This window comes from Aeromicrobium sp. PFPM2_SD2 (assembly GCF_057364525.1).
The window spans coordinates 1-2,014 of the sequence record NZ_JBNFNZ010000438.1 but is presented as its reverse complement, the minus strand read 5'-3'; the positions used below and the strand labels follow the sequence as shown (position 1 = coordinate 2,014).

General features: G+C 75.0%; 1 protein-coding gene and 2 pseudogenes. All 3 read left to right on the top strand.

All coding sequences use genetic code 11. The features are described from left to right. Window positions 1-1,086: pseudogene (locus AC2W7G_RS14780) on the top strand (AMP-binding protein); the annotation flags it as partial. Window positions 1,087-1,298: 212 nt separating this feature from the next. Then, window positions 1,299-1,520 carry an AMP-binding enzyme gene (locus AC2W7G_RS14775; RefSeq protein WP_485869107.1) on the top strand — a complete coding sequence of 74 codons (222 nt, stop codon included), beginning with the start codon at window positions 1,299-1,301 and terminating at the stop codon, window positions 1,518-1,520. Window positions 1,521-1,739: 219 nt separating this feature from the next. Continuing rightward, window positions 1,740-2,014, top strand: a pseudogene (locus AC2W7G_RS14770) (hypothetical protein); the annotation flags it as partial.

Below are 2,014 nucleotides of genomic sequence, written 5' to 3'. Positions count from 1 at the left end.
CGGCCGGCGCCCTGCGCGCCCTCGGCGTGCAGGCGCGGCGACCGGGTCGCGCTGGTGATGCCCAACTGCACGTCCCACGTCGTCGCCTTCCACGCGGTGCTGCGCCTCGGCGCGGTCGCCGTCGAGCACAACCCGACGTACACGGCCGAGGAGCTGCGTCACCAGCTCGCCGACAGCGGCGCCACCACCGCCCTGGTGTGGCAGCACGTCGTCTCGACGGTCGTCGAGGCCCAGGCCGGCACCGAGCTGCGTCGCGTCGTGTCGGTGGACGTCGCCAAGGACCTGCCCCGCGCCTCGCGCCTCGCGCTGCGCCTGCCCGTCGCCAAGGCCCGGCAGACCCGCACCGCGCTCACCGGCGACGTGCCCGCAGGGGTGCCGGACTTCCACCGGCTCGTCGCCCGGGCCAAGCTGGCCGAGGTGCAGCCGCCGGCCGCCGGCGACGTCGCCCTGCTGCAGTACACCGGCGGCACCACCGGCACGCCCAAGGCGGCGGTGCTGACCCATCGCAACCTCGTGGCCAACGTCGTCCAGGGCTACACCTGGGCCGGCTTCCGCCAGGGCCAGGAGACGGTCTACGGCATCCTGCCGTTCTTCCACGCGTTCGGCCTGACCTTCTGCCTCACGCTGCCGGGCTACATCGGCGCGACGCTGGTCGCGTTCCCGCAGTTCGACCCGGCCTCGGTCGTCGCGGCGCAGCGCCGCCGGCCGGCCACCTTCCTGCCCGGCGTCGCGCCCATGTTCGACCGGGTCCTGGACGCGCTCGAGGCCGCGCGCAAGCAGCCCGCCGACGGCCTGCGGTCCATCCGCGTCTCGTTCGCCGGCGCCATGCCGATCAGCAAGGCCACCGCCGACCGCTGGGAAGCGGCCACGGGCGGCCTGCTCATCGAGGGCTACGGCATGACCGAGGCCTCGCCGATCGCCCTGGGCAACCCGTGCTCGGACCGCCGGCGTCCCGGCACGCTCGGACTGGCGTTCCCCAGCACCGACATCCGCGTCGTCTCGCAGGACGACCCGACGGTCGACGTCTCGCCCGAGGACGACGGCACCGTGCGCGGCGAGCTGCTGCTGCGCGGGCCGCAGGTCTTCCAGGGCTACTGGAACAGGCCCGAGGAGACCGCCCACCAGCTGCTCGAGGGCGGCTGGCTGCGCACCGGCGACGTGGTCGTCGTCGAGCCCGACGGCTGGACGACGCTGGTCGACCGGGTCAAGGAGATGATCATCGTCGGCGGCTTCAAGGTGTACCCCTCGCAGGTCGAGGACCACCTGCGCACGATGCCCGGCGTCCAGGACGTCGCGTCGTGGGCCTGCCCGCCGAGGACGGCGAGGAGCAGGTCGCCGCGGCGCTCGTGCTCGAGACCGGGGCGCCCACGCCCGACCTGGCCGCCGTCCGCGCGTGGGCCGAGCAGCGCCTGCCGCGCTACGCCCTGCCCCGCTCGGTGCACGTGCTCGAGGACCTGCCGCGCTCGCAGATCGGCAAGGTCCTGCGCCGCCTCGTCCGCGACCGGCTCACCCACGACTGACCCCGCCTTCCCGCTGGGCGTGACGTTGTTGCGGCGACACGCGGCGTGTCGCCGCAACAACGTCACGCCCAGCGAGGGGGTGCCCATCGCCTGCACGGGACGGCCGGGGCTGGAAGACTTCCACGCATGGCGATCCGACCTGTGTCCGACACCCAGGTGCTCCCCGGCCGGCCCTTCCCGCTCGGCGCCCACCCCGAGGCCGGCGGCGTCCGCTTCGCGGTGACCTCCGCCGTCGCCGAGCGCGTCGAGGTCTGCCTCGTGGACGACGACGGCAGCGAGCGCCGGGTCGAGCTCACCGAGCGCACCTTCGGCGTGTGGCACGGCCTCGTCCCGGGCGTGACGCCCGGCCAGCGCTACGGCTACCGCGTCCACGGGCCCTACGACCCCTCGCGCGGCCTGCGCTGCAACCCGCACAAGCTGCTCGTCGACCCCTACGCCCGGCGCATCAGCGGCACGCTCAGCTCGCCGGCCGCCGCTCCGCGGCTGGGTCGGCG